Origin of the sequence: Pseudomonas sp. ok266 (genome assembly GCF_900110195.1) — a bacterium.
GTDB classification, from domain to species: domain Bacteria; phylum Pseudomonadota; class Gammaproteobacteria; order Pseudomonadales; family Pseudomonadaceae; genus Aquipseudomonas; species Aquipseudomonas neuropathica.
Map to the genome: position 1 here is coordinate 279,479 of NZ_FOCU01000010.1, position 23,764 is coordinate 303,242.

Here is a 23,764-nt window from a genome sequence, read left to right on the forward strand (position 1 = left end):
CCACATTGGATCTGCGGCGCAACCAGGATCCCTTGTGGGAGCGAGCTTGCTCGCGAAGAGGGCGGCTCGGTGTCTCAAGAGAATGCCGAATCTTCAATCAGCACAAAACGTCTCCTGCAAATACAGCCACAACACCCGCCCGGTTTCGAGTTTTTCAAACACTACCGTCGAGCGCCGATCCGTGTGCACACCGCTCGCATCGCTCTGCTGTTCGCGGTAACTCACGGTCGCGCCGCGCTGATGCAGGGCAATCACGCGTAACTCACTGAGCTGGATTCTGAAACCTTTCTTCTGTCCGCCTGCGGCTCGAAACAGCACGCGCAAGGCATCGACATCCAGGGCTCGGCCCAACGGCGTCACCATGGAAAAGCGGGGCGAAAAACGCGCCAGCAAGCACTGCAGCGCGGCGTCATCTTCTTCTACGGCAAACCATCGTTCGATGGCCTCGTGCGCCTGGATCACTTCGTCCAGGTAGGGCGTGGCGTCGTTCATGCAGTTTTTTCCTCAAGGGTAGTCGGGTTCAATAGCGCGAGCACGTGGGTCGAGTCGAAACGCAGGACGGCGACCATTGGCAACAGGGTCAGCAGCGCGGCGGCGATAAAACAGGCTTGGAAACCAACACCGCCCAAGGCGCCCAGAAGTGAACCGAGCAGCGCCGCCGCGAGGCAGAAACCGAGTTGGCGATTGATGTTCCACAGGGCACTGGAGTGGCCCATTTTTTCTGGCGCGATGCCAACAAAGGCCAAGGTCTGCGCGGTGACGCTGCACAGGCTACCGCCCAGCCCCATCAGGGCATAGGCAATGATCAGCGGCGTGCTGGCGGGTTGTTCGCTGCGCATCAGCAAAACGATGCCCAGGCATTGCACGAGCATGCCGGCGCTGAGCAATGGCTTGGGGCCGATGCGGTTGAAGCTGCGCTTGCCAAGCATGATCGCCACGCCCGAACCGACGGCCCATGGCAGCATCAATGCGCCGGTTTGCGCCGCGCCGACGCCGAGGTTGTGCAGGTACAACACTGCAATCATGTGGGTGCCGGTGAACACCCCCGGCACGCACAGGTAGATCAGCATCGCCAGACGCAACGACGGGTTCTTGATCAGTTGCAGGTCGAGGATCGCGCCGGGTTTGCGCCAGCCATCGCGCAGGTAAATGCACAGGGTCAGAAGGCTCAGCAGCAGGGCAGCGATGCCGAGGTTACGGGTGTCGGCGTCGCTCAACAGACTGATGGCGATCAACAGTAAACTTAGCGCCGAGGCTGCCAGCAGCAGGCCGCGCGCGTCCAGCGTCGGGCGTTCAGTCAACGGTTGATCGGCTTTCAACCAGAGCAGGCCAAGCCCAAGTGCGAGCAGTGTCACCGGCAGATTCAGGTAAAAAATCCAGCGCCAGGACAACGTCTGAACAATCAAACCACCGGCCGCCGGCGACAGTGCCGGCACCAGCAGCGCCACCAGCAACACCACTCCGGTGAAGTGCGCGCGTTGCGTCGCCGGGAACTGTCGATACGCCAAGGCCTGGCCCACCGGCAGCAGCAGTCCGCCACCGAGGCCTTGCAGCAGTCGCCAGGCAATCAGGCTTTCAATCGATCCCGCCTGCGCCACCAGTGCCGAGCCCACACCGAACAGCAGCAGCGAGGCGAGGATCAAGCGCCGCTCGCCGATCCGGGTCGCCAGCCACACGCTCAATGGAATGATCAGCGTGAGGCCGAGCATGTAGGCGTTGCTGATCCACGCCAGTTGCGTCACCGAGGCGTGCAATTGTTGCGCGATGTCGGGGTAGGCGATGCTGGCGACGAACATGTTCAGCAAGTCGAGCGCGAAGCCCAACAAATACACCAGCGCGACTTTCGAGCGATAAGCCATGGCAGCTTCCCTGTGATGAGACGTGCAGGGTAGGGCGCTTCGGGTCATAGGAAAACGCTGGTTTGGCTGCTAGTTTGTCAAAATCATTTTGACAAAGAGTGCTTTGGATATGGTCAGTCTGGATCGGTTTGACACCTTCAAAGCGGTGGTCGAGGCGGGGTCACTCACGGCTGCTGCCGACACATTGGGGCAAACGCGCGCCGTGGTCAGTTTCAACCTCAAGCGCCTGGAGGAAGAACTGGGCGTGACCTTGCTCACCCGCAATACGCGGCAACTGGCGCTGACCGATGCCGGTGAGCGCTTTTATCGACGCTGTTTGCGCACACTGGATGAGGCGCGGCTGGCGATCGAAGAGGCGCGTTCGGAGCACGCTCAGCTTAAGGGCACCTTGCGCATCACCACGACTGTCGAGTTTGCCTTGGCCCAGGTGGTGCCGGCGCTGGAAGTGTTTCGCCAGCAGCAACCGCAACTGAATATTCATTTGTCCACATCATCGACCCATGCCGATCTGATTTCCGAGCGGTTTGACCTGGCGATTCGGCTGGGGCGCATGCACGACTCCAATCTGCGTGCGGTGCAGTTGTCGACGTTCGAAGTGTTTGCAGTGGCGGCGCCGGGGTTGGTCGAACGCTTTGCGCCGGTGGTGACGCTGGCCACGCTGGAGTCGATACCGACCCTGGGCCATGGGCGAGTGCCGGAGTTGACGGTGACCGATCCGGCCGGTGAGGAACATGTCTACCAGCCAAAACCGGGAACCACGGCCATCGTCGCCGACAACTCGGCGACGCTGCGGGCGTTTGCGTTGACCGGGCAAGGTGTGGCGATTTTGCCGCAATGGTTGATTCAGGACGATCTCGATGCCGGGCGGTTGCAGCGTTTGCTGGTGGATTACCGGTTTGCGCAGCAGGGGGTGTATGCGCTGTACCCTGACACCCGGCATTTGCCGCTGAAAGTGCGGGCGTTCATTGATTTCATGAAGGGCTGGGCCTGAGTGTTTGAGGTGTATTTTCTGGCCTCTTCGCGAGCAAGCTCGCTCCCACAGGAGATCTTCGGTGTGACAGATAGCCAATGTGGGAGCGAGCTTGCTCGCGAAGGTGTCGACTCTAGTTCAGAGCTTTGCGCGCAATCCGAACCGCTTCATCAACGTCGATTCGAGCAAGCCCTTGGGCAACAACGCCGCCAACAACGGCAACGCCCGGCTGCCATTACCAATACGGATCAAGCGTGGCGGTTTGCTCTGCTGCACAGCCTTCAACAGTTCAGCCGCAAACTCACCGGCCGGGGTCGGCTTGTCCTGCGACGCCTTGGCCCGCGCGCGAATACCTTCACGCAGTGGAAACCACGGTGATTGTTCATTGATCAACTGTTCGGCTTCATGCCCGGCGTTCTTGGCAAAACTCGACTGGATTGCCCCCGGTTGAACCTCCATGACGCGAATGCCGAATGGTGCCAGTTCCATGCGCAAGGCATCGCTCAAAGCATGCACTGCCGCTTTCGAGGCGCAGTACGCACCGGCGAACGGCGTGACCAGAACCCCTGAAACGCTGCCGATATTCACCACCAGCCCCTTGGCCCGGCGCAGCACCGGGAACAGCGCGCGGGTGACGCCGACAATCGAAAACACGTTGGTTTCGAACTGGCGCTGCATGGCCGCCACACCGCCGTCGAGCAGCGGTCCCATAGCGCCATAGCCGGCGTTGTTGATCAGCACATCGAGGCCGCCGTGTTGCTGGTTGATCCGCTCGGCGAGTTGTTCCAGCGCCGCATTGTCATTGACGTCGAGTTGCACGGCTGTGAACCCGGCTGCCGCCAGCATCGCCACATCTTCAGCCTTACGCGCACTGGCCCAGACTTCGTATCCGGCGGTTTTGAACGCATCGGCGAGGGCGCGGCCGATGCCGCTGGAACAACCGGTAATCAACGCAACGGGCATGGCGCATTCCTTGTGCAAAAAATCGGGGGAGGGGATCAGTCGGAGAAACTACCCTGCAATCGCTCGGCGCGAAACTCCAGGGTTTGCGGGCGATATCCGGGGCGCAGGGGCGGCATCGGCAGGCAGTCTTCCCATTCGCCGCCGGCCTGCAATTCGCCGGGGCCACGATAGCGCGGAGCGGTGTATTGGTTGTCGGCCAGATTGACCGTGTCGCCCGGCGCGTAGGCAGCGATGCGCCAGCGCAGTTCGGTCAGGGGCACGTCGTTGCCGTTCTTCATTTTCAGTTGCAGCGGACGATCGGCCGGGCATTGTTCGGGGGCGTAGGCAATACGCATCTCAAGGCGCGCCAGTTGCTTGATCTCGCGGTTGTCCAGCCACACCACCCACATGGCCACGAAACCCAGGCCAATCGCCGCCGCCACCGACACCGGCAGGGCCTTGGCCGGGTAGCGCAACAGCAGGATCAACCAGGTGATGACCAGCAGAATGCCGATGAACATGTCGCACAACCTCGAAAAGAGAGAGGGTCATCCTACCTAAGCGTAGGCGAGGTTGGCGATGGGCATCGGGACTTGCGGTGTCTGACCGGGCCTCTTCGCGAGCAGGCTCGCTCCCACAGGGGAATGCATTTCAAGTGTGGGAGCGAGCCTGCTCGCGAAGAGGCCATTTCAGGCGACACAGAATCATGACAAAAAAAGCCCCCGCCCAACCCGCTGCGGATAGGGGACGCAGCAGGCTGGACGGGGGCTTCTTGTTTTATCGATCAGTTATTGCGCGATGGTTTTCACCGACACGCCGCGTTCGATCGGAGTGGAGCGGCCGTAGATATCTTCGAAGCGTTCGATATCGTCTTCACCCAGGTAGCTGCCCGATTGCACTTCGATGATTTCCAGCGGGATCTTGCCCGGGTTGCGCAAGCGGTGCACCGAGGCGATCGGGATGTAGGTCGACTGGTTCTCGCAGAGCAGGAACACGTTTTCATCGCAGGTCACTTCGGCGGTGCCGCTGACCACGATCCAGTGCTCGGCGCGGTGGTGGTGCATCTGCAGCGACAGGCACGCGCCCGGTTTCACCGAGATGTGCTTGACCTGGAAACGCCCGCCCATGTCCACCGAGTCGTACGAGCCCCACGGACGGTAAACCTCGCAGTGGTTCTGGGTTTCGCTGCGGCCTTGCTCGTTGAGCGTGTTGACCATCTGCTTGACGCCCTGAACCTTGTCTTTGTGGGCGATCATCATGGCGTCTTTGGTCTCGACCACAACGATGTTTTCCAGACCGATCACCGACACCAGTTTGCCGTTGCCGTGGATCATGCAGTTCTTGCTGTCCTGAATGACCACGTCGCCTTTGGTGACGTTGCCGTTGGCGTCTTTCTCGTTGACTTCCCACAGCGACGACCAGCAACCGACATCGCTCCAGCCAGCGGTCAGCGGCACGACGCAGGCGCGCTGGGTTTTTTCCATGACGGAGTAGTCGATGGAGTTGTCCGGGCAGCAGGCGAAGGTGGCTTCGTCGAAGGTGATGGTGTCGGCGTCCTGCTGGCTGCGTTCGAGGGTCAGCAGGCAGGTGTCGTAGATGTCCGGGTCGTGCTTTTTCAGTTCTTCGAGGAAGCGGCTGGCGCGGAACAGGAACATGCCGCTGTTCCAGTAGTAACCGCCGGATTCGACGTACTCGGTGGCACGTTTCACGTCAGGTTTTTCGACGAAATGCGAGACGCGGCTGACGCCTTCTGGCAGCAGCGAATCGCCGGTGGATTTGATGTAGCCGTAACCGGTTTCCGGTTTGGTCGCCGGTACGCCGAACAGGACCATTTCGCCGTTTTCGGCAGCGACGGTGGCCAGAGCCAATGCGCGTTGCAGGGCTTTCTGGTCTTCCAGTACGTGGTCGGCCGGCAGTACCAGCATCAGTTCGTCACGACCTTCATTGACCAGCATCATCGCGGTCAGCGCTACGGCTGGCGCAGTGTTGCGGCCGAACGGCTCCATGAGAATGCGTTGGCATTCGAGTTTGCGATTGGCCAACTGCTCGTTGACGATGAAGCGGTGATCCTTGTTGCAGACCACGATCGGGGTGTCCATGCCTTCGAACACCAGGCGCTCGAGGGTCTGCTGGAACAGCGTGTGTTCGCCGGTCAGGGCGAGGAATTGCTTAGGGAACTGCTTACGCGAAAGCGGCCAGAGACGCGAACCGCTACCACCTGACAAGATCACCGGAATCATATTGTTTACTCCATAAAATCGATTGGTTAGAGGCACGAACGCTGTGTCGTTTCACTCTTGTTTTTGTCTCGTACCCGAACTGACAACCCGATTCATTGTGGGAGCGAGCTTGCTCGCGAAGGCGGCGTATCAGTCGACACATCTGTTGAATGTCAGACCGCTTTCGCGAGCAAGCTCGCTCCCACAGGGGATATGTGTCAGTCAGGAAAAATGATTAGCGAGTCGATACCGGGCGTTTCACCCAGACTGGCGACAGGCTGCTGCCGCTGCCGGTGACGTACAGCACCGCCGCTTCACCGCGCTCCAGGGCGACCGGTTTGACGTCGCCGACTTTCTTGTCACCTTCGTACAGCGCCAGGCTGACTTTCACCGGGTTGATTTCACGTTCGCCACGGCCCTTGGCGGCCACGTTCGGCACCACGTCGGTCTTGCCGTCGGCGGTCTTCAGGGTCAGCGGCTTGTCGCTGAGGTTCTGTACGCGCACCAGGGATTTCTGCTTGTTCTTGAACGGCGGCTCTTCAATCAATTGCGGCGCGCCGGAAGCGTTGTTGACCAGGGTGTAGTAGTGGTCACCGGCGAGTTTCACCGGCAGGGTCTGGCTGCCAACTTTGGCGCTGTAATCACCGCCCGGCATGAAGCTGAAGTCACTGCTGGCCAGTGGCGCAACGTCGCTCAGGTTGGTGCTGCCGACAGTGGCGCTGACTTCAGCGTTGCTGGCGTTATAGACACGCACAAAGGTCGAGCCTTTCGGTGCGGTCGGGCCGTACAGCGCGGCGTCGCCACCGGCGAAGGCAGGCACGGAAAGCACGCTGAGGCCAGCAACCAGTGCGAAGCTTTTAGCGAGACGACGAGGAGTAGTAGTGAAAGTCATGGTGTACCTCTCTTTCAGTTTTGCGCCCGATCGGGCGTCTCGGATTTAGTGTTGATGGCTACGTTTTGTTGGCGAGCACCGGCTTGTTTAAGCTCTGCGACCCACTGCGGGTCGGCGTCGCCGATTTCGTTGTTCACAGGCAGATAACGTTCAGGAAACTCCCAGATCAGCACCTGTGGCGGGCTGTTCTTGAAGTCATCGCTTTTCAGGTAGCTGAGCATCGGCAGGATCGGGCCGTGGCCGTCTTCGGCGTAGCTCACCACGTCGCTGTGCAGCGCTTGTTTCAGCGCACCGACGAAGTTCCAGTTGGGGTTGGCGCTGTAGCTGGTGCCGACCAGTGCCACCGGCACTTCATTGCTGGCGAACAGCGCGTCGTCACCGGCAGGCTGATCGCCCGCTGCGACGGTATTGCGCTTTTGCAGCGGCTCTTGCGCCGGCATCAGGTTTTCGAACAGCGGATCGAGCGGCAGGAACAGACGCAGGTCGCCCTTGTGCGTGACCTTCTCGGCCGGCGTGGTGACGAAGCGCTGCGGCTCGCCGCTGAGCGGGAACTTGTCGGCGATGGTTTTCGCCAGGGTGTTGGCGGCGATCTCGGCGCCTTCCGGCGTCCAGTGGGTGTCAGTCCGCAGGAACACTTGCTGACCGTTCTGCTTGGCCTGTTGCAATGGCTTGAGCAGGTCCGGGGCGAGGATCTTGTCGGCCGCCACACGTTGGTGGAAATCCTGATAGAGGTTTTCGTGGATGCTCGCCGGTTTCACTTCACCCAGATGCTCCGGGTACAGACGAACCTTGGCCGGCACGATCGCCATCACCAGTTTCACGCCTTTCGCTTTCAGGGTCTGGCGCACGCCTTCGACCAGCGCGTAGTTGCCTTGCAGGTTCAGCTCTTCGTTGACGATCGGGTTGAATTCCTCATCGCTGTACAACCACTGATCGCGACCGAGCACCACGCCCGGACGACCTTCGTTGAACAGTTTGAAATCCAGCGCGGCCCAGAGATTGGTGCCCAGACGCTTGATCGGGAATTCATCGTCGTAGTGGGTTTCCACAGCCTTGGTCCAGCGACCGTTGAGCACCGTAGCGTCGGCATTGGTGCTGAAACCGAAGAAGCTGCGAACCGACCACAAACCAAGGACCAACAGGGTCACCAGGAACAGGGCAATGTAGAAGATGCGTAATGAGCGGGTCATGTCAGATCCCTCAGAACTGGAAGTAAAGGAACGGCGAGAAGCTTTGCGCCGAGAGTTTGAGAATCGAGGCGATGAACAGCAGCAGGATCAAGCCCCGCATCACATAACGCGACCAGTCCGCCGTCCAGTAAGCCGGTTGCACCTGGGCTTCGACGCCGACGGTGTAGCCAGGTTCATGGATGCTCGCCGGGTTTTCGCCGGGTGCGGCTTTGATCATTCCCGGGGTCGCGGTGGCAGGGCCGTTGGCCTCGACGTTGACTTCAGGCTTGGTCTTGGCTGGCGGCTGATTGGTGTACAGATCGCGCAGACCGAAGAACGCCAGCGTCACGTACGCCACGACCAGAGTCGCTACTTGCAGACCGGTGAGGCTGGCCTGATTGAGTTCCGACAGCGACCAGTCGCCAAAGCTGAACATTGCGCCGTACATACGGCCGGCAACGTGCAGGTTCTCGGCACGGAAGATCACCCAGCCCATGACCACCAGCAGGAAAGTCAGCGCCCAGCGGATCGGGTTGAGACTGCGTGGCGAGGTGTTCAGGCCCAGCGCTTTTTCAATCGCCAGCCACATGCCGTGCCAGGCGCCCCAGACGATGTAGGTGATGTTCGCGCCGTGCCACAGACCGCCGAGGAGCATGGTCAGGAACAGGTTGCGATAGGTCATCAGCGTGCCTTTACGGTTACCGCCGAGGGTGATGTACAGATAGTCACGCAGCCAGGTCGACAGGCTGATGTGCCAGCGACGCCAGAACTCGGTGATCGACTGGCTGATGTACGGCTGCTTGAAGTTTTCCATGAAACGGAAACCCATCATCAAGCCCAGACCAATGGCCATGTCGCTGTAACCGGAGAAGTCGAAATACAGCTGCGCGGTGTACGCCAGCGCGCCAAGCCAGGCATCGCCGGTGGTCGGGTTTTGCAGGGCGAAGCAATGGTCAGCGACCACCGCGAGGGTGTCAGCGATGAAGACCTTCTTGATGAAACCCTGCATGAACCGCGTGCAGCCCTCGGAGAACTTGTCGAGGGTGTGCGTGCGGTTGTTGAACTGGTCGGCGAGGTCGCGGAAACGCAACACCGGGCCGGCGATCAAGTGCGGGAAGATCGCTACGAACGCGGCGAAGTCGATCAGGTTGCGCGTGGCCGGGGTGTCGCCGCGATACACGTCGATGATGTAGCTGATCGACTCGAAGATGTAGAACGAGATACCGATCGGCAACAGCACGTGGGTGAGGATGAACGGCTCAAGACCGACCGAGGTCATCATCGCGTTGATGCTGTCGACACCGAAGTTGGCGTACTTGAAGTAGCCGAGGATGCACAAATCGACTGCGACACCGAGCAGCAGCCAGCGCTGCGCCGGTTTAGTCCGCACACCAGCGGCACCGACTTTGAGGCCGATCCAGTAGTTCCACAGCGTGACGGCCGCGAACAGCGCGAGGAAGTCCACACGCCACCAGGCGTAGAACACGTAGCTGGCGATCAGCAGCAGCAGGTTGCGATAGCGTTGCCCGCTCAAGTAGTACAAGCCGAGAAAGATCGGCAAGAACAGAAACAGGAACACGTTGGATGAAAATACCATCCCGATCTCTCCATGTTTGAACCAACAGTCAAGGGCCAAAGCCCCCCCAAACCCCCCGTGGTCGTGGAGGGGTGAAACGGTGTTTCTGTCAGGGTTGTGCCGGGCCTTGAAAACTTGCCCTCACCCCCCGCCCTCTCCCGGAGGGAGAGGGAGCCTGATCTCCATGGTTTTCAAAAATGGAGATCGACTCGGTATTTCTGTGCAGCCTGATCTCGGTTGTTTTTCAAAGCCTGAGACCGACTCGGTATTTCATTTCGGCGTAACTCGCACAGCCACCTCGGTCAGTCCCCTCTCCCTTTGGGAGAGGGTTAGGGTGAGGGGCTTTTGCTTTATGAGCCTTTGTTGCCCTTCTCATGCGACGGGTCGTAGACCTTGGTCAGATCCCCACCCAGGCGGAAAGTCTTGAACGGCTGCATGCCGTGCTTCTTCTCGATCACATCCGGCGCACAGGTGTAGAGCGTGCAAAACGGTTCGAGCCAGGCGAATTTCATGTCCTCTTTCAGATCGGTCATGTCCTGCTCTTTGCCGTTCTTCTTCTCGAATTCATCCGGGTCTTTCACCCCCGACAACACTCGATCACCAAGACGTTTCAGCGCGCCGTTGTTTTCCTGACGCAGATCGACACCGTTGACCTGAGCAAAACTGGCGATCATCGCCAGCGGCGGCAGGGCGTAGTTGTGATAGGCGAGAGCGCGTTGCTGACGCTTGAGTTCGTTCGGCAGGAAGCCGTCGGCATCGACTTGGTTGACGCCAACCTTGTATTCCTTCACTGCCCAGTCAAACAGGTCGCGGCGGTTGGTCGCGACCGAAGTCGCCATCACCGACCAGGCGGCCCAGTACGAGTGGTTGTTGGTTTTTTCCAGCGGCAGGTTGTCCCAGTCGCTGACGACCTGATCGGCCATTTTGCTGAACCACGCCTCGATCAACTGCGCCTCCTGCTGATGCTGCGCCAGCGGGTGCGAGTCGGAGAACTTCAGACGAATGTACGAAGAGGCCATGCTGCCCAACGCCCATTTGCGCATCGACTTGCCGGTGTGGTTGAAGTCTTTCGACATCAACGCATCGGCCTTGGCCCACGCGGTCAGCCAATTGAGCGTGCAATCGAGCTGCTCCGGACGACCGTCGCGCATGAACTGCATCACCCGTTTGGCGGTGCCGCGTTCCAGCGTGGTGATGTCTTTGGTGGTGTCGCGAAAGGCTTTTTCCGACTGCACGTTCAGCGTCGCGCGGGCCTTGTCCGAACCTTCGTATTTGCTGCGAAATTGCAGCGGCCCGGTGTACGGCGTCGGCATCGCATCGCAGCCTTCGCTTTTGTCACCGGTCTTGAATTTATCCACAGGCGCGAAATAGCCCTGAGGTGGACGCAGTGGTGCGGCGGCCTGCGCGGTGCCGGCGAAGATCGCCAGCCCGAGCAGCGTCGGCGCTAAAAGAGTTTTCAGTTTCGAGTTTCGCATAGCAGACCTCATTGCCCGACCTGAGCGGTTTGTTGCCCAGCGCCCGGGAATACGTTGCGTTTGCAGATTTTCGCTTCGACTTTCTGTGGCGCGGTGCCCGCTTCCGGGCCCTGGACTTCGACCGCCAGCAGGTTTTGCGAGGCCCAGTCTTCGTCCGTGCGCAGCTCAAAGGCGAAACGACCGTCGGTGTCGGAGGTTTCCGGTTTCTCGATCTTGATGTCCTCGTGGCGACCGTTCATGTACCAGAGGGTGGCTTGCAGGGTTTTCACCGAAGGATCGGCGAAGCGGATGTCGACCTGATGGCTGCTGTTCTGCAGGTTCAGGTTCTTGCTGTTGACCAGCAGTTCTTGTTTGCTGCCCGGCTTGAGCGTGGTGCTCGCGGACATTTGTGCGTCTTTGCCTTCGCAGCCGTTGTCGAGAAGAGACATCATCTGGCGATAGATGGTTTCCTGGTCGAGGCGGTACAGCGGCGAGAATTCCCAGATGAGAATTTTCGGCGGGGTCTTCTGGAATTCGTCGCTGCCGAGGTACTGCAACATCGAACCTTCCAGACCACCGCCGGGGAAGGCGACGTTGAGAATGTCAGCGCCGATGGCTTCTTCGAGGAAGCCGGCGAAGTTGTAGTTCTTGCCGCTGTGCGAAGTACCGACGAGGGTGATTTGCGGGTTGCCGGAATCACCGAACAGATCGCCATCGCCAGCCTCACCTTTCGGCTCGGTGGTGAACTGGTCCATGTACTGGATCGCGTAACTGGTGCCGCACAGTTGCCCGGCCATGTTGTGCAGGGTACCGGTCTTGCCCATGCGCCCGGAGCGCTTGGTTTCGAATTCACGCTTGGGAATGTCGGCGAAGGCCGGAATCTGCTTGACCTTCTCGGCAACGATTTTCGCCGTGCGCTGTGCGCCGTAAGGGGTCCAGTGCTGGTCGCCGCGGAAGTAGAAATCGTGGGCGGGCAGGGTGTCCGGCAGCGATTCGTTGGTCAGCGGCGACAGGTCTGGCACCACGTAACCCATCTTGGCGAAACGGCCGAGCATGGTCTTGTAGTTGCCCAGCGCTTTCTCGTAATCGAACGCGGCTTTTTCCTGCGGATTGAGCTTGTTGCGGTTCACCAGACCACGGGTCGGCTGGTAAACGATCACCAGTTCGACGCCTTTGGCTTTGAACGCATCGTGCAGTTGTTGCAGGCGCTTGTAGCCGGCCGGGGTGGTGTTGAATTCGGTGCGCAAATCTTCCTGCGTGCGGAACAACCAGTCGCCTTGCGCTTGCACCAGGGTGGTGAAGTTTTGCTGATAACGCGTGGTGTAGTTCTTCGCGTCATGCGCCGCCGGGCACAGGTTGCAGCACGGTTCGGCGCTGAATTTTGGCGGCGTGGCGGCGGCGCCTTCATCGGCGCGCGCACCGTTGCTGGCCGCGAGAATGCCCACGGTCAGGGCCGACAGGCTGAGTAATCTGATCAAGTGTGGGTGCATAAAATTATCCTCAGTCCTGCATTTCGGTCTGGCGTTCGACAGGGTCGATCAGCACGGCTTTCTGCTGGCGCACCAGCAGGTCGAGAATTTCATCCTGGCGCTCGCCGAGGATGCCGTTGAAGCTGATGCCGCTGGATTTGGTCGGCGCCAGCATCGACACGCGATACAGCTCGACACTCAACGGTGAATCGATCGACAGCGGGCCGCTGCCATTGGCCGCCAATTCACCGCCGACGACGATCAGCGACACCTGCGCATCGAACGGGTCGAGCTTGATGTCACGGTCGGTGTCGGTGAGGTCTTTGATGTGGCCGTAAACACCGGTCAAACCGTTGGCCATGGCGACGTTTTCGTAGAGGCGGATGTTCACGCTGTTACGAATACGGATGCCGTGACGCTTGTTGCTGATGACCTTGTTGCCCCACAGCAGGTTGTCGGCAGACTCGTAGAGGGTGATGCCGTCGGTGTGGTTCTTGTAGATCTCGTTGTAGGCAATGATGTTGTTGACGCTGTTACGGTCGATCACCAGGCCCGAGAGGTGGTTGTCGAAGCTCTTGTTGTTGAAGATGAAGCTGTCGTTGACCTCACGGGAAATAATGATCCCGTGCTTCTTCTTCGTACCGTACACGGTGTTCTCGGCAATGATCAGGCCGTGGGAACGGTCGTGTGGATCGATGCCGTAGACGATGTTGTCTTTGTAGGTGTTGCCCTTGACCACAAAGTCGCGGGTCTCGTAGCAGTAGAAGCCGTACCACATGTCGGAGAACTCGGAGCCGACGATCCAGCCGGTCGGTTCAGGACGCTTGAGCACCTTGGCCATGTTCGGCGTGTACTGGGAAATACTCACGCCGTACGACTTACTGTTGGCGTAACCGAAACTGGCCATCTTGCTGTTGACGATGTAGGTCTCGGTGCCACCCCAGGCGAGCAGGAACGGACGGAATTCCTTCGGCGAACGGAAGGTCGCCGGGCCGTTGTCCTTTTCGCGCCAGCCTGTGACTTTGGTGTCACGCACAAACAGTTGGCCGTCGTTGACCAGGAACGAACCGGCCTCTTGCGACAGGCGCAATTCCTGGGTTTGGCCGTCGATTTCGAGGATGCCTTTACGGCCGACGACGATCGGCAGCTTCGACAGGTACACGCCCGGCGAGGTCTCGCTGAAGTACTGCTTGGGCAGTTTCTGCGCCAGGTCCTTGAGGTTCATGTAGCCGTCATCGACGAAGATCGCCTGGGGGATGCCGTGCTGACGCACCACCCATTCGGCCATCTTGTTGTCGCCGCCGATAAAGTCCTTCAGCGCGTCTTCCTGCATCATCCGGCGCACGCTGACTTTGCCTGCTTTGCTGCGGACGATTTTCGCCGCAGCGGCTTCGGCGGTGTAGCCGGAAATGTCCGGCAGTTTCGGCGCGGCCAGGTTCAGCGCTTCGGTCGGCGCGCTGCTGACCGTGTAGGTCTTGGCTTGTTGCAACTCTTTCGCGGTGGTCACCGGTTTAACCGGCTCCACAGTCGCGAAGGTGCTGGCGCTGGCCAGCAGCATCGCGCCGGCCAGCAGGCTGAGTGAGCCTGTCCTGGTGCTGATCATGTCGGGCACTCCCTTGGCGGTTTGCATCAGAAGCGCCAGATCACGTCGATGAACGCGCGGTGCATGTACGAATCAACCTGCTTGCCGTAGGCATCGCCCGGTTTGAACACACCGCCACGGAAACGCACCAGGGCCGATGGCTCGTCGATCGACTGGCTCAACGCCGCCGGCAACAGGCCTTGCTTGAAGTACTTGGTGACGACCAGGTCCATCTCCTGACCCAGATCCTTGTTGCCGTCTTCAAGCGGCAGCGAGGTGCTGGAAAGGATCGCGCCGGTGGCGTCGTCGGTGTTGTTTTCTACGGCGTTGATGCCGTTGCTGCCCACCGGTTTGTTGCCGTCGACACGCCAGAACTTGTGGTAGATCAGGCTGGCGTCGTACTCGTCGTTGACCATCCACGAACCGAATAGGGTCGCAGTCTGCATGTTGTTCATTTCGCCACGGAACGCTTCACCGAAACGGTGAACCCGCGAGCGGGTACCGGTGTAGTTGGAGCGGTTGCTTTCCAGGCCGTTCTGCTCGTAATCGGCGCTGGCGCGGGCGTAGGCACCGCCGACTTGCCATTGCGGATCGAGGCGCAGGCGTACGCCGATGTCGGTGGCCCAGCCGTTGACGTCATCACTGCGCTTGGCTTGTGCCGGACGCGAGCCATCGGCGTTCAAGGCGTTGACCGTATCGCGGTCGCCGCTCATGCCGGTGATGCTGCCCCAGTAGTTGACGGTGTTGGTGTTGCGCCAGTTGTAGGCGTCGCTGTCGGCGGTCAGGCCGAGCCAGCTGATGTCACCGTTCTGGGTTTTATCCAGCGAGTCGCGCGGGACGCCCGGCTCGGCGTAATCGAGTTTGCCGTCATCGTGGGTGTGGTGACCACGAATGCCGACCCAGTTGCCCGGCGTCCACTGGTAGGCGGCATCGGCGTAGGCGTGCAGGCGATCCTTGTCTTTCGGCGCCAGCTCTTTGAGGTCGGTGCGGTATTCGCTGAAGCGTTCGGCGACACCGGCGTTGGCGCGCAACAGGGTGGTGTCGAAGGTCCAGTTCAGCGCTTCGATGTTGGTGTCGCGCCATTGGCCGTCGTCATTGCGCAGGCGCTGGCGACCGAACTTGAGCATCTCGCCCGGGTACGGGGTGAGGCCGCTGTAACCGACCCAGAACTCGCGCATCGCCAGGTAGTTTTTCTTGGTTTTGCGATCACTGTTGTCGGTGGCTTGTTCACCGTCGGATTGTTGCAGGGTGTCGGTTTCGATGATGTCGGTCGAGGTCACGGCCTGGCCCATGGCGTAGGCGCTCCACGCGCCGCTTTCGCCGTAGATCCACGGACGCAGGTCGAGGCCGACGCCGTTGACGTCACCGCCCTTGGCGGTGCCGAGGTCACGGTCGTCTTCGGACTGGCCGGTGACTTTCACTTCGAGGCCGAAGTTCTTGGTTTCAGTCATCGCTGCCAGTGTCGGGCAAGACCAGATCAGCGCGAACGAAAGGCCAATGCCGGCCTTCACGAATGGATTCAACTTCATAATTTTTCCTCGCCGTCTTCTTCTTGCAGGGCGTGCAGTTGCAGCGTGTTCGGGTTCAGAGCGCCACGGCTGGCTTGCTCTTGTTGCAGCAGACGTTGGGCTTCGGCCAGACGCTCGGGCGGCAGTTGCGCGGCGAGGGTGGTCGCCAGCTCATCGGCTTGCGGAGTGTTTTGTGCTTTGGCCAATTGGCTGAACACGTAGGCGTTGAGCGGGTCGGGCTTGGTGCCTTTGCCTTGGGAAAACAGCTGGGCGATGGCGAAGTCGGCGCTGTTCTGGCCGTTGCGCGCAGCGGTCAGCAGGTGGTCGAGGGCTTTCTGCGGATAGACCTTGCCCAGGTAGCCACGGCGATAGATCTGGCCGAGGTAGTAGTCGGCGGCGACTTCGCGGCCGACGGCTTTCTGGAAATGTTCTTCGGCGACTTTGGCGTCGGCCGGGACCAGTTTGCCTTCGTAGTAGAGCTTGCCCAGCAACAGCTCGGCGCGTGGCTGGTCGGCGGCGCGGCCGTTGTCGAGGTATTTCATCATCTGATCGACGTCGCCCAGTTCCGGGTAGTCGTAGAGCAGTTGTGCGAGGGTCACCCACGACGCCGGGTAACCCGGAGCGATCGGCTCAAGCAACGACTGCGCGGTTTTCTCGTCAATCTTGCCGAGGGTCGAATCGGCCAATACACGGGCCACGGAATCGACGCGCTGCGCGGTGACGGTGCCACGGCTGTAACCGGCCTGCATCTGCTTGATCAGCTCGGCCTGTTGCTCTGGCTGGGCACGTTTCTGATAGACCGTGGCCAGTTCGACGTAGCAGATGTCGGTGGTGTTGAGCGCGGCTTTGCAGATCTTTTCCACGTCATCCAGGTGCTGGTCGTAGGTGCCCTGAGTGCGATACAGCAGCACCTGCGCCAGACCGGCTTCCGGGTAGCCGGATTTGCGCCACTGATCGATCTGCTGCTGGGCGTTGATGTTGGGGAAGCTGTGCGGGTATTGCAGGTACAGCATCGCCAGCGGGATCAACGTGTTGCCTTCGCCATTGGCGGCGGCTTTTTTCAGCAGGCTTTCGGCTTCGTGGTGCTCGGCTTCGGTGGAACCCGGCTTGGCCACCAGCAAACGGCCGAGACGCGCCTGAGCACGCGGCGAAACACTGGCGGCGGCGCGGTAAGTCGCTTCGGCCTGTTTCATTTGCGCAGGATCGCGGCTGTCGACCTGGATATCAGCGAGACCGACTTGCGCCTCGCTGTAACCGAGATCGGCCAGTTGCTGATAATTCTGCGCGGCGGTGGCGGTGTCGCCACGCTTGAGCGCTTCGTTGGCCAGACGCTGATCGGGCAGGCCGGCACAACCGGCGAGACTGACTGCCAAAGCCAATGCGCACACTGAACCCATGTGGGAGCGAGCTTGCTCGCGAAAGCGGTGTGTCAGTCGGCACTGAGGCTGAATGTCAGAATGCATTCGCGAGCAAGCTCGCTCCCACAGGGTTTGTGGTGTGCTTGAGATGGGTGGAGTAGTCACAGGCATATCCTCGACTTAAAGACCGGCAGCCATGGCTTTGTCGATCAGCCAGTTCAGGTTCGGGCCACGGTCGCTGTTCACTTCCACCGGGCGGCCGGCCAAGCTGCTGTCGAGCGGCTCGTCAGGCTGGATCTGCACGCGGATGTCGGAGGACAGGTCGGCGCTTTTCAGGCTGGTGCTGCTGACGATCTTGCCGGTGCGGGTCTTGTCTTCGCCGGCGATCTGGAAGCTCACCGGGGTGCCCGGACGCACGTCGCCGAACTGGCGATAGGAGAAGCGCGCATCAACGGTGGCCTGGGTATTGCGCGGCACCAGTTGGAAGATCACATCGCCTTTGCTGGCGTATTGCCCGTCAGCCACCAGTTGCTGGGCCACGGTGCAATCGCATGGCGAGGTCAGGGTGCCGGTCATTTGCTTGCCGAACAGTTCTTCAACCTTGGCCGGGGACAGTTGATCTTCTTCCAGATGACCCTTGAGCACATCGAGCATGCTGGTGCTGAAGGTCGCCAGTGGCGCGCCTTTCGCTGCAACGCCGTCGGACTTGACCAGGCTCTGCACGGTGCCGTCGCGCGGCATGGTGATGTTCATCCCCGGTACGCTGACCAGACCGGCCTGCGCGTGGCTGACGAAGTACATGCTGTACACCGATTTGAAAATGAAACCCGCCGCGACCAGGCCAACGGCGAAGATGCCGGCGCTGAACGTCACTGCTTTCAGGCGCCCGAACGGGGTCATGCCGGAGCCGCCGTCCTTGACCTTGCGTGCCTTGGTGAAGTTGTCGCGCTGCAGGGTCGCCAGCACTTCGCCGATGCTGACGATGTCGCCGGCCAGGTGCGAGGTGATCAAGTGGCGCAGGGTAGAAATATCCTGCGGTTCCAGATTCTGGAACTGGCAGCCGGCGCGGCCGGTCTGGCGGTCGAAGGAGCGCACCTGCAATTCAACGTCCATGGCGATGCCGAGGTTGTCGATGACGAATTGCAGACGCGCCTTGTACACCTGGCCAATGGTCAGCGGCAGTTGCCCGGCGTTGAACGCCAGACCACCGGCAGACAGGTCGATGACCCGCGCTTCGACCGGCGTCCGGTCAGGACCGAAGAAGCGCAGTTTGGCCGGGATTTTCACGCGGGCGTGTTGGCGCTGGGCTTCGGATTCATGCACTACGTTGGCGTTGACGGCGGTATTCATAGGGGCGATTTCCTTGTTAATTCAATAGGGGCGGGTCAGACCATCATCAGCAGCACGGCGACGAAAATGCTGCCGGCGGAGAAGGTCATGGTCCGAGACGACCAGGTGTTGAACCAACGTTGAAAGCTGGCGAGATCACGGGTCAGGGATGTGGGTTGGCGAGTCCAGGATTGTTGGTCGAGGCGGAAGAACACGTAGATCTTCACCAGCGCACCGACGATCTGGTTGTAATACAGAATCGCTGGGTAAGCCGGGCCGATGCGGTGACCGGAACACGACAACAGCAACGTCAGGATCAGGCGGGTGATGCCGATCCACAGCAGGTAAACCAGGATGAACGCGGTGCCGTACTTGAAGCTGGCGATCATCGCCACGGTCAGGCCAAGCAAGGAGGTCCACATCGACACGCGTTGGTCGAACAGCACCACCGAGGTGAACGCGCCGAGACGTTTCACACCCAGGCCCAGCGCTCGCGAGTTCTGGCGCAGGTTGTTGCCGTACCAGCGGAACATCAGTTTGCGGCTGGCTTTGATGAAGCTCTTTTCCGGTGGGTGTTCAACGGTGTTGATCGCCGCGTCAGGCACGTAGAAGGTGTCGTAACCGAGGCGCATCAAGCTGAACCAGCTCGACTTGTCGTCGCCGGTCAAAAACTTGAAGCGGCCTAGACGCCAGTGTTGCAGCGAGTCGCTTTCCACGTCGGCGATGAATTCCGGGTTGGTCACCACGGTGGCGCGAAACACCGACATACGACCGGTCATGGTCAGCACGCGCTTGGACAGGGCCATCGAGCACATGTTGATGTGGCGCTGGGCGAAACGCAGCTTGTGCCATTCGCTCATGATGTAGCCGCCGCGCACTTCGCAGAACTCGTTGGTGGTCAGGCCGCCGACGTTACCGAACAGCTGGAACCACGGCACGGTCTTGCGCACGGTGCCTTCGCCGAGCACGGTGTCGCCATCGATCACGGCCACCACGGCGCGGTCGTCCGGCAAGTGGCGGGAAATCGCGCGGAAACCATAGGCCAGGCCATCACGTTTGCCGGTACCGGGAATGCGCACGAAGTCGAGCTTCACGCGGTCTGGCGGATTCATTCGCGCCCACAGCGCCTTGACCAGCAGCTCATCGGACATTTCCACGATCGAGCAGACCACGGTGGTCGGCAGTTCGCAGTCGATGGCTTCGCGGATCACCGAGCTGTAGACCTGCGCCGTGGTCAGCGCGTCGATCCGGAAACTGGTAACCATCAGGAACACATGCGACGGGTCCGCCGCCTTACCCAGCTTGCGTACTTTGCGACGCAGGTGCGGGTAAACGATGTAGAGAAAAATCATGCCGCGCACAAAATGCGTTGCACCCATCGAGTAGCGCCAGATACCCACGGCGCCAATCAGGAAAATGAAGTCCTTCGACTCGGAGTCGAATGTGGACGTGGGCAGCATCAAGGCCAGGCCCATCAGCAGACTGAGATAAAAAAGCCAGCCGGCTGATTGCAGAAAAAAATGTTTGAGCTTGCTCATCAGCGTCATCCGAAGGTAAGGGAGGCTTCAAGCTGCAAGCTTCGAGCTGCAAGTACTGCAGCTCGAAGCTTGTCGCTTAGGTCTGCATTACCAGCAGATACCCTCGGTGCGCGTACCGGCGTCGGTGGCTTTGGCCATGAAGCCGACCAGGTCGATGACCTGTTTGCCGTGCGGCGCTTGCTGGGCCAACGGGCGGAACTTCTCGTCGCGGTTGCCGAGGATGATCACGTCGGAGTTATCGATCACCGAATCGAAGTCCGCGTTGAGCAGGGACGACACGTGCGGGATCTTCGACTCGATGTAGTCCTTGTTCGCGCCGTGAACACGGGCGTACTCGACGTTGCTGTCGTAGATGCTCAGGTCGTAACCCTTGCCGATCAGCATCTCGGCCAGTTCCACCAGCGGGCTTTCGCGCAGGTCATCGGTGCCGGCTTTGAAGCTCAGACCGAGCAGGGCGACTTTGCGTTTGTCGTGGCTTTCGACGATGTCGAAGGCGTTCTGCACTTGCGATTCGTTGCTGCGCATCAGCGAGTTGAGCAGCGGCGCCTCGACGTCCAGCGAACCGGCGCGATAGGTCAGGGCGCGCACGTCTTTCGGCAGGCACGAACCGCCGAAGGCGAAGCCCGGGCGCATGTAGTACTGGGACAGGTTGAGGGTCTTGTCCTGGCAGACCACTTCCATCACTTCACGGCCATCGACGCCGACTGCTTTGGCGATGTTGCCGATCTCGTTGGCGAAGGTCACTTTGGTCGCGTGCCAGACGTTGCAGGTGTACTTGATCATCTCGGCAACGGCGATGTCCTTGCGGATGATCGGTGCGTCGAGTTCTTCGTACAGCGATTGCAGAACGTCGCCCGAGGCCTTGTCGAACTCGCCGATGACGGTCATCGGTGGCAGGTCGTAGTCGGCAATGGCGGTGGATTCACGCAGGAATTCCGGGTTGACCGCAACGCCGAAGTCGACACCGGCCTTCTTGCCCGAGCAGTCTTCGAGAATCGGGATCACCACGTTGGCCACGGTGCCCGGCAGCACGGTGCTGCGCACGACGATGGTGTGGCGGGTGGCTTTTTCACGCAGGACAAAACCGATCTCGCGGCATACCGCTTCGATGTAGTTCAGTTCCAGGTCGCCGTTCTTTTTGCTCGGCGTACCCACGCAGATCATCGACAGGTCGGTGTCGCGAATCGCCTCGGCGAAGTTGGTCGTGCCACGCAGACGACCGGTCTGGATACCCTGTTGCAGAAGTTCGCCCAGGCCGGGTTCAACAATCGGCGACTTGCCGGCGTTGATCATGTCGATCTTGTCTTTGGCAACATCGACGCCAACTACGTCATGGCCCCGTGCAGACAGGCAACCGGCACATACTGCGCCAACGTAACCCAAACCAAATATGCTGATGCGCATCGCAATTACCTCTGTATATATCAGGCCTTAGAGGCCGGAGTTAATGGTGTTCAGCGTTCATTAGTGCACTCGAAAGTGCGGCACACAGGCGCCACAATGCCGTGTGCAGGCATACTAAGTTTCGAGTGTCTAAATAAGTGCACTCAAGATGTGCGCAACCAGGCCTTGTTGTTATGACTTGCCCTGTTATGCAGCCGATCCTCTTTGGAGAAGACTCTTGTGCAATCGTCTTGCGCGCTCGATGTCAGGATGAAAGTCCCGTAAATCAAGCGATTGGGTGCTCAGGCGAGCACGTTTATTAGGGCGCGGCCATGGCCTTTGTAGGGGATATAAATGGTGCGTATCTCCTGTCCATCGTCTGTTTTGAGACTAGTTAGTCATCTAGGCAAGTTGCTGTGACAACTTGGTTACATGGCTATCTGCTCTGCGTAAGTTATCTCGTACAAACTCGGCGAGAATCGTTACCGGTGGTATGAGCTATGCATTCGGACGAAGTTCCTGTCCGCTCATCGCGAAATCTGAAATTTCTTGAAATATTGTCAGAGATGGCACTGGTCTCAATTTGATAGCACTTTCGTTTTCGACCTTTAATAACAGGCGAAAAATCACGTTAGATAGTTTTGTGCCACTACGCTGAAAAAAGTTAGGTGCCACTACTGAAAAAAATGATCAGTGTCGAGTGAAACTAATCTTAGAAAAGACAGGGAGGTTTTTCTGGCGCCATTAAAATGGCGAAATGGTGCGAGGGTTTTTTGACATCGTGCGAGCTGCACGACTCTTTATACAAAGAGTCGTGCATTGGGCATGCTTTATTCCGGGGCGTGGTCGCGCAAAAACACCAGATTGTCGGGTTTCGACTGTTCGACGCTGTAGCGATAACCCTGCACATCGAACTGTTTGAGCTGGGCCGGATCGTTGATCTTTTCCTGGATCACGAAACGGCTCATCAGGCCCCGGGCTTTTTTCGCGTAGAAGCTGATGATCTTGTACTGACCGTTCTTCTGGTCCTTGAACTCGGTGTTGATGATCCGCGCGTTCAGGGCTGTGCGTTTCACCGCCGAAAAGTATTCATTGGAGGCGAGGTTGAGCAGCACGTCGTCGCCCTGATCGGTCAGCGCTTCGTTGAGCCATTCGCTGATGCGCGTACCCCAGAAGGCGTACAGGTCTTTGCCACGGGCGTTGGCCAGTTTGGTGCCCATTTCCAGACGATAGGGTTGCATCAGGTCGAGCGGGCGCAGCAGCCCGTAGAGACCGGAGAGCATGCGCAGGTGTTTTTGCGCGTAATCGAAATCGGTTTCGCTGAAGGACTGGGCGTCGAGACCGGTGTAGACGTCGCCCTTGAACGCGAGCAGTGCCTGTTTGGCGTTTTCCGGGGTGAAGGCAGGCGTCCAGCTGCCGAAGCGCGCGGCGTTGAGCCCACCGATTTTGTCGGACACGTGCATCAGTTCGCTGATCTGCGCAGGCGTCAGGTCGCGCAGTTGCTGGATCAGTTCCTGGGAATGGTCGAGGTATTGCGGCTGAGTGAAGCGCTGGGTCGCCGGCGGTGTTTCGTAATCGAGGGTCTTGGCGGGGGAAATCACCATCAGCATGAAGTCGTCTCCTTTAATCGTGGGGCGATTCTAGGGGGTTGTCCGATTTGACTCCAGCTATGGGGGTTATAGGTCGGGGTTAGCAGGGGCATTTGCGACGGTTGGTGGATTTTTCCCTCACCCTAACCCTCTCCCAGGGGGAGAGGGGACCGACCGTGTTGTTCTCGAGTAATACATCGACCTGAGATATCCAGTCGAACTCAGGTTTGAAAACATGAAGATCGGCTCCCTCTCCCCCCGGGAGAGGGCTGGGGTGGGTAAAGACCGGGTACATCCTTTACGTTTGAGACCGGGGACATGGTTTACAGGTATTAATCATGGTCAGGAGGTGCTGACCATGCCCTGGAATCAAGAGTCCCCAATGGATCAACGAGTGAAGTTAGTCAGTGACTGGCTCAGCGGCAGCTATACCAAGAGCCAATTAAGCCGGCGCTACGGCGTCAGCCGTCCAACCATCGACAAGTGGCTGGAACGGTATGCAGCGTTGGGCGTAGATGGCTTGAAAGAGCTATCGCGCAAGCCGTTGAACTGTCCTCATCAAACGGCCGACGAAATCATTGCCACGCTGCTGACCAAGAAAAATGAAAATCCCGATCGGGGACCCAAGCAGATCATTGGTCGCCTGCGCGATTCCGATCCGCATATCCAATGGCCGGCGGCGAGTACCGCCGGGGAGTGGTTGAAGAAAGCTGGTTTGGTGGTGGCGCGACGGCCCTATCCCCCGCGTCCCCGTGCTCCAACACATTTGCGTCCGGTCGACGCGCCCAACCAGACTTGGTGTGCTGATTACAAAGGGCAGTTCAAAATGCAGGACGGTAATTGGTGCTATCCGCTGACCATTACCGATCAGATGAGCCGCTTTTTATTCGTCTGTCGCGCTTTGCCCAGTACGCACGGAGCGCCGAC

The 23,764-nt window shown here is 59.6% G+C and carries 19 protein-coding genes; 2 read left to right on the forward strand and 17 right to left on the reverse strand.

The window, feature by feature from the left end; all coding sequences use genetic code 11:
- Positions 1 to 93: 93 nt before the first annotated feature.
- Positions 94 to 492 carry a DUF4440 domain-containing protein gene (locus tag BMY54_RS20220; RefSeq protein WP_093436234.1) on the reverse strand — a complete coding sequence of 133 codons (399 nt, stop codon included), beginning with the start codon at positions 490 to 492 and terminating at the stop codon, positions 94 to 96.
- Positions 489 to 1,859, reverse strand: a complete 1,371-nt coding sequence (locus tag BMY54_RS20225; RefSeq protein ID WP_093436239.1) for an MFS transporter — start codon at positions 1,857 to 1,859, stop codon at positions 489 to 491. Before BMY54_RS20225 ends, BMY54_RS20220 begins: the two co-directional genes overlap by 4 nt.
- Positions 1,860 to 1,968: 109 nt before the next feature.
- Here BMY54_RS20225 and BMY54_RS20230 point away from each other — a divergent pair, with 109 nt between their 5' ends.
- Positions 1,969 to 2,850: a LysR family transcriptional regulator gene (locus tag BMY54_RS20230; RefSeq protein ID WP_093436243.1), complete on the forward strand. Its 882-nt coding sequence runs from the start codon at positions 1,969 to 1,971 to the stop codon at positions 2,848 to 2,850.
- Between the two features lie 117 nt (positions 2,851 to 2,967).
- On the opposite strand, the gene BMY54_RS20235 is transcribed toward BMY54_RS20230, so the two are convergent.
- The 15 genes from BMY54_RS20235 to yaaA all read right to left on the reverse strand — a co-directional run bounded on the left by BMY54_RS20235 (position 2,968) and on the right by yaaA (position 22,858).
- Positions 2,968 to 3,792, reverse strand: a complete 825-nt coding sequence (locus BMY54_RS20235; RefSeq protein ID WP_093436248.1) for an SDR family oxidoreductase — start codon at positions 3,790 to 3,792, stop codon at positions 2,968 to 2,970.
- A gap of 35 nt (positions 3,793 to 3,827) precedes the next feature.
- The gene (locus tag BMY54_RS20240) at positions 3,828 to 4,292 is read right to left on the reverse strand and encodes a multidrug transporter (protein ID WP_093436253.1); all 465 of its coding nucleotides are present in this window, start codon (positions 4,290 to 4,292) and stop codon (positions 3,828 to 3,830) included.
- 267 nt (positions 4,293 to 4,559) lie between these two features.
- Positions 4,560 to 6,011 (reverse strand): mannose-1-phosphate guanylyltransferase/mannose-6-phosphate isomerase, encoded by a 1,452-nt coding sequence (locus BMY54_RS20245; protein WP_007914094.1) that lies wholly within the window; start codon positions 6,009 to 6,011, stop codon positions 4,560 to 4,562.
- A 214-nt stretch (positions 6,012 to 6,225) separates the two neighbouring features.
- Positions 6,226 to 6,882, reverse strand: coding sequence for an alginate O-acetyltransferase AlgF (locus tag BMY54_RS20255; protein ID WP_007914291.1), 657 nt, complete (start codon positions 6,880 to 6,882; stop codon positions 6,226 to 6,228).
- 14 nt (positions 6,883 to 6,896) lie between these two features.
- Positions 6,897 to 8,072, reverse strand: coding sequence for an alginate O-acetyltransferase (locus BMY54_RS20260; protein ID WP_093436256.1), 1,176 nt, complete (start codon positions 8,070 to 8,072; stop codon positions 6,897 to 6,899).
- 10 nt (positions 8,073 to 8,082) lie between these two features.
- Entirely contained in the window at positions 8,083 to 9,648 is a 1,566-nt protein-coding gene (locus BMY54_RS20265; RefSeq protein WP_093436261.1) for an MBOAT family O-acyltransferase, read from the reverse strand.
- A gap of 329 nt (positions 9,649 to 9,977) precedes the next feature.
- Positions 9,978 to 11,102 carry a mannuronate-specific alginate lyase gene (locus BMY54_RS20270; RefSeq protein ID WP_093436266.1) on the reverse strand — a complete coding sequence of 375 codons (1,125 nt, stop codon included), beginning with the start codon at positions 11,100 to 11,102 and terminating at the stop codon, positions 9,978 to 9,980.
- An 8-nt stretch (positions 11,103 to 11,110) separates the two neighbouring features.
- A complete protein-coding gene (locus tag BMY54_RS20275; RefSeq protein WP_007914298.1) occupies positions 11,111 to 12,571 on the reverse strand; it encodes an alginate O-acetyltransferase in 1,461 nt (486 codons plus the stop codon).
- Between the two features lie 10 nt (positions 12,572 to 12,581).
- Positions 12,582 to 14,153: a mannuronan 5-epimerase AlgG gene (gene algG / locus BMY54_RS20280; protein WP_093436306.1), complete on the reverse strand. Its 1,572-nt coding sequence runs from the start codon at positions 14,151 to 14,153 to the stop codon at positions 12,582 to 12,584.
- Between the two features lie 26 nt (positions 14,154 to 14,179).
- Positions 14,180 to 15,661 carry an alginate export family protein gene (locus BMY54_RS20285; protein ID WP_093436271.1) on the reverse strand — a complete coding sequence of 494 codons (1,482 nt, stop codon included), beginning with the start codon at positions 15,659 to 15,661 and terminating at the stop codon, positions 14,180 to 14,182.
- Complete coding sequence (gene algK / locus BMY54_RS20290) at positions 15,658 to 17,169, reverse strand: alginate biosynthesis TPR repeat lipoprotein AlgK (protein ID WP_371914451.1); 1,512 nt, start codon at positions 17,167 to 17,169, stop codon at positions 15,658 to 15,660. Before algK ends, BMY54_RS20285 begins: the two co-directional genes overlap by 4 nt.
- A gap of 9 nt (positions 17,170 to 17,178) precedes the next feature.
- Positions 17,179 to 18,348 (reverse strand): alginate biosynthesis protein Alg44, encoded by a 1,170-nt coding sequence (locus BMY54_RS20295; protein WP_093436280.1) that lies wholly within the window; start codon positions 18,346 to 18,348, stop codon positions 17,179 to 17,181.
- A gap of 35 nt (positions 18,349 to 18,383) precedes the next feature.
- Positions 18,384 to 19,865: a mannuronan synthase gene (gene alg8 / locus BMY54_RS20300; RefSeq protein ID WP_161986611.1), complete on the reverse strand. Its 1,482-nt coding sequence runs from the start codon at positions 19,863 to 19,865 to the stop codon at positions 18,384 to 18,386.
- Between the two features lie 87 nt (positions 19,866 to 19,952).
- The gene (locus BMY54_RS20305; RefSeq protein WP_093436285.1) at positions 19,953 to 21,269 is read right to left on the reverse strand and encodes a nucleotide sugar dehydrogenase; all 1,317 of its coding nucleotides are present in this window, start codon (positions 21,267 to 21,269) and stop codon (positions 19,953 to 19,955) included.
- An 809-nt stretch (positions 21,270 to 22,078) separates the two neighbouring features.
- Positions 22,079 to 22,858, reverse strand: a complete 780-nt coding sequence (gene yaaA / locus BMY54_RS20310; protein ID WP_093436290.1) for a peroxide stress protein YaaA — start codon at positions 22,856 to 22,858, stop codon at positions 22,079 to 22,081.
- A gap of 337 nt (positions 22,859 to 23,195) precedes the next feature.
- On the opposite strand from yaaA, the gene BMY54_RS20315 reads away from it, so the two are divergent.
- Positions 23,196 to 23,764 (forward strand): helix-turn-helix domain-containing protein (locus BMY54_RS20315; RefSeq protein WP_139213423.1); only part of this gene is annotated, 569 nt, incomplete at its 3' end.

What these genes read in the sequence shown, in the direction of transcription:
- BMY54_RS20220 (WP_093436234.1), bottom strand. Translation starts at nt 492, where the DNA reads ATGAACGACGCCACGCCCTACCTGGACGAAGTGATCCAGGCGCACGAG.
- BMY54_RS20275 (WP_007914298.1), bottom strand. Translation starts at nt 12,571, where the DNA reads ATGCACCCACACTTGATCAGATTACTCAGCCTGTCGGCCCTGACCGTG.
- BMY54_RS20230 (WP_093436243.1), top strand. Translation starts at nt 1,969, where the DNA reads ATGGTCAGTCTGGATCGGTTTGACACCTTCAAAGCGGTGGTCGAGGCG.
- BMY54_RS20245 (WP_007914094.1), bottom strand. Translation starts at nt 6,011, where the DNA reads ATGATTCCGGTGATCTTGTCAGGTGGTAGCGGTTCGCGTCTCTGGCCG.
- BMY54_RS20225 (WP_093436239.1), bottom strand. Translation starts at nt 1,859, where the DNA reads ATGGCTTATCGCTCGAAAGTCGCGCTGGTGTATTTGTTGGGCTTCGCG.
- alg8 (WP_161986611.1), bottom strand. Translation starts at nt 19,865, where the DNA reads ATGAGCAAGCTCAAACATTTTTTTCTGCAATCAGCCGGCTGGCTTTTT.
- yaaA (WP_093436290.1), bottom strand. Translation starts at nt 22,858, where the DNA reads ATGCTGATGGTGATTTCCCCCGCCAAGACCCTCGATTACGAAACACCG.
- BMY54_RS20235 (WP_093436248.1), bottom strand. Translation starts at nt 3,792, where the DNA reads ATGCCCGTTGCGTTGATTACCGGTTGTTCCAGCGGCATCGGCCGCGCC.
- BMY54_RS20265 (WP_093436261.1), bottom strand. Translation starts at nt 9,648, where the DNA reads ATGGTATTTTCATCCAACGTGTTCCTGTTTCTGTTCTTGCCGATCTTT.
- BMY54_RS20270 (WP_093436266.1), bottom strand. Translation starts at nt 11,102, where the DNA reads ATGCGAAACTCGAAACTGAAAACTCTTTTAGCGCCGACGCTGCTCGGG.
- BMY54_RS20305 (WP_093436285.1), bottom strand. Translation starts at nt 21,269, where the DNA reads ATGCGCATCAGCATATTTGGTTTGGGTTACGTTGGCGCAGTATGTGCC.
- BMY54_RS20295 (WP_093436280.1), bottom strand. Translation starts at nt 18,348, where the DNA reads ATGAATACCGCCGTCAACGCCAACGTAGTGCATGAATCCGAAGCCCAG.
- BMY54_RS20240 (WP_093436253.1), bottom strand. Translation starts at nt 4,292, where the DNA reads ATGTTCATCGGCATTCTGCTGGTCATCACCTGGTTGATCCTGCTGTTG.
- BMY54_RS20255 (WP_007914291.1), bottom strand. Translation starts at nt 6,882, where the DNA reads ATGACTTTCACTACTACTCCTCGTCGTCTCGCTAAAAGCTTCGCACTG.
- BMY54_RS20285 (WP_093436271.1), bottom strand. Translation starts at nt 15,661, where the DNA reads ATGAAGTTGAATCCATTCGTGAAGGCCGGCATTGGCCTTTCGTTCGCG.
- algG (WP_093436306.1), bottom strand. Translation starts at nt 14,153, where the DNA reads ATGATCAGCACCAGGACAGGCTCACTCAGCCTGCTGGCCGGCGCGATG.
- algK (WP_371914451.1), bottom strand. Translation starts at nt 17,169, where the DNA reads ATGCCTGTGACTACTCCACCCATCTCAAGCACACCACAAACCCTGTGG.
- BMY54_RS20260 (WP_093436256.1), bottom strand. Translation starts at nt 8,072, where the DNA reads ATGACCCGCTCATTACGCATCTTCTACATTGCCCTGTTCCTGGTGACC.